Raw genomic sequence first — 3,569 nt, 5'->3', positions numbered from 1 at the left:
ATTTTTATCTGCAAACAATATCAAAAAGACTCTGCCCGATCACTCAGACAAAGTCTTTTCTTCATCAAAAACACCCCAACATATTAAGCTTTGCAAACTTCTTGGCGGAAAATACGCATATCTTCCAACCATGACTCAATATCTTCTTCATGCTCCAATTCTTCTGCAAGAATATGAGTAGCGATATTGAAAGTCGTAAAATCTTTTCCATTAGTGAAATTAGCGATATCTTCGTATCTCTGAATAGCACATCTTTCTGATCCGAGATTTTGTTTCAATATAGCCTCAATATTAGGATCTACCGGAGGTAGATATTTACAATGAGCTAATTTAAACCATTCTTCAGGCGACAGAACCGGAGTACCATCCAACTGAATAATTCTGTCAATTAACAGTTTTGCATGATCAAGTTCTTCATCTGCATGTTTCAATAATTCTTTTTCAATGTCATCATGCATCGGACCTTTCATTACACGTGCTCCTACCCAATATTGATAATATGCCAACCATTCTTCTGCCAATGCCTGATTCAGAACATCGATCAAACTCTTTACATCCAATGTAAGAATTTCAACTCCTTTTTTTCCCATAATTCTATTTTTATTATGTAAATAAATGTCGATTTATTACTTAAAACAAACTATGAGATAAAATGTTTAGAATCCGGAATAATTATATGATGTCCGATAAAAAAGAAGTCCGGAAATTCCGGACTTCTATAAATCATTTTTTTATCATCTTTTGTGTTTTACAACCATTATCTGTCTCCACTTTTACAACATACATTCCCGGTAATAAGCCAGACAAAGATAATTTACAGATTTTTTCATTTATATCCGATTGCCGGTAAACAAGTTTTCCGTAAACATCATATAAAGTGACATTTTTCATAGGACTTCCACTACTAACCGTAGCTTCATCCCTAACAGGATTCGGCTGAATATGAATATCCCTATTCTTATCTTCCTCCTTTACCGTTGTAACAGAAGAAATATCTCCTGAACCCGACACAAATGTCACCACTGAAAGAGGGGGTATCGTAAACACATCGCCTTCTTTAATCTTAGGATAAGCTTTCATATTGTCACCCTCTGAAGTCACATAAGGAGTAAACTCCAAGTCTGTATTACCGGATATATTCTCTACCTTAAACGTAAACGGTCTTTTCACAGTTCTCGAATTTGTCGCAATAATTACGACTTGCTGCGTTGCTTCATTAATGTACGAAGAATACATATCGTTCTTCAACGCATCGACAACACTTAAATTATCTGATCGTTTCGCTTCCACCCGCTTCATTCCAGGACGTACGAATCGGGAATATTGTCCTAATGTGTAAAGAAGCTTTGTTCCGTGAATAAAGCCATCATTAAGACCTTCTACCGTCGGAGCTTCAATTAAAGCAAAGCGGCTTTCTCCGTAATGACTACCCGATTCAAAAGTTGTCCACCAATGCCACCCGGTAGCATTAGCTACCACCAGATCGACATGCAGCATACGGGCCAGGGAGATGGCACATTCTATTTCACTGAATCCCCCTTCTGAACCTGGATGCCCCCAACTGTATCCGCCGTCCAAAAGACTGTACTCCGACTGAAAATATTCGAGTGGAGGATTCACGGCATCCATAGCTTTCCTAAAATTAACGCGGGTATCATACATGCCCTGAGCATCCTGATCTGCCCAATAACTATGTGCAGATACGATATTAGAAACATTCGGCAATCCCGCTACTTTCATCGTCGGCTGTTCATTCCCCCAAAATTTCGGAATCTGAGACTCTGCACTACCAAGAAAACCGGCTTCTGCGAAAGTCAACTGTGTCGTCAACTGTTTTGCCGCAAACGCACTGCTCATAGCCTTTATCACATCTGCAATCTCCTGATCGGTAGCCGGTGATCCTTCTTGCCCTCCTGCCCAAGCATATTGTGGCTCATTCATCGGGCTGATATAATCGAAATGAATACCCTCCTTGTCAAAATGATCGACAACCTCTGCTGCAAATAACGCATAATCGTCGTATTTATCTTCCGCAAGAATATAGTTCGATCCATTATCTTTATTATAAGCATAACCGTGTTTCGTCATATATATAGGAGGAGAATTCATAAATCCTAAAAGGTCTTCTACGCCATATTCCAATGCCGCCTTTCTAAGAAACCAGAGCTGCCCGGTCTGTCTCTCCCATGTATAAGTTCCATCGGGATTCAAAAAACATTCGGTACGTTTCGAATCGCCCATTCCTGCATCATCGCCTTGCGTTGCCGAACCCGAACCGATATTGAACCGCCAGCAAGAGAGGCCCATCCCTTTCGGATTTCCGTTTTCATCCAGCTCTTTACTGAACAGCAGTTCAGCTAAACGATTCTTCTTCGCTTCAGGCCAAAGCCGCCCCAACCAATCGGCATTCCAGGCATCAGACGATCCGAAATTCCGTATTGTTTGATATTTATTTGAACAGTCGACGGTTACTTCGACCGGAGACATAAGCGTTGATGAATAGTAATAGGCAACATCTTCGACATCCATCGCATAATCATCGACCATTAACTCATCATAAAACCCTCCGGCACTCTCTGATGCAACAGTACTACCTAAAGACCATTTATCAAAACCTAAATTATAAGGATTTACCGCTACTTTCGCTGCCGTCTGCTTACCGTTCTGATAAACGCGTATAATGATTCTGGGGGTTACCGCATGCACTACACTTATCGCATTCCATTTCCCGGACTCTAAAAGCTCACTGCCCACCGTCTCGATCTTCTCCCCTTCTACGATGGTCTCCAAAACCACATAGGCTGCATCCCCGTCAACCTTTATCTTAAGGCCATAACCGTTGTTTTCATCCTTAAAAGCCCGATAAATATATTTGCCATGATCTGCATCGTCAATAGACTCTTTCTTATACAGAAAATTCAACGTCGAAGCTTCATCGGGAATGATATTATCGGAAAACTGCAACTGTCCGCCTGCTTCCAACTTTACCACCTGACCCCTCTGTGAATCCTCTTCAAATGAATATCCTGACCCCTCGATAGTGATGCGTCCGCCTTCCTCTTTCAAATCATTATCGAAAAGGAAAGTTATAGGGCCTTCCGGAAGAGGCTCCGTTATGGCTTCGCCCGCATATATTTGAGCTACCTGACTCGCACTCAACGGATAATGATAGATGTTAACATCATCTATCGATCCGGTGCTTGGATGCGGTGAACGATCGGGATTAACACCGAAATAAAGATGTGTCAGATCCAACAAAGATATAGGAGACAAGATCTTTTTCGAACCAACTTTCTTACCGTCCAGATAATAATTCCAAGAAACTCCGGCAACTACCAACGCAATATGATGCCATGTATTATCCTTTTCTATTCGAGGACCATATAACGGCTCCCAAATACCATTATTAATCTTATTGGCACAGGAAACAATACCACTTGAATTATCATCATACCCGTATATCGGCATCAAATAAATATTGCTGCCATTAGTGGAACTATAAAATTCAAAAATCTGTTTCCATTGTATAATTTTTAATCGTTATATATTTGCATAAAGTTTCAACATCA

Annotated in this window: 2 protein-coding genes; both read right to left on the bottom strand. The window is 40.6% G+C overall.

Features of this window, described 5'->3' with window-relative positions; translation table 11 throughout:
- Positions 1 to 83: 83 nt before the first annotated feature.
- Complete coding sequence (locus AC1WHX_RS11280; protein ID WP_009316473.1) at positions 84 to 590, bottom strand: ferritin-like domain-containing protein; 507 nt, start codon at positions 588 to 590, stop codon at positions 84 to 86.
- A gap of 133 nt (positions 591 to 723) precedes the next feature.
- Complete coding sequence (locus tag AC1WHX_RS11275) at positions 724 to 3,468, bottom strand: glycoside hydrolase (RefSeq protein WP_481229378.1); 2,745 nt, start codon at positions 3,466 to 3,468, stop codon at positions 724 to 726.
- Positions 3,469 to 3,569: the final 101 nt, after the last annotated feature.

The organism is Coprobacter sp., assembly GCF_982436375.1.
The sequence above is the reverse complement of the archived record's forward strand: the minus strand, read 5'-3'. Positions and strand labels throughout refer to the sequence as shown.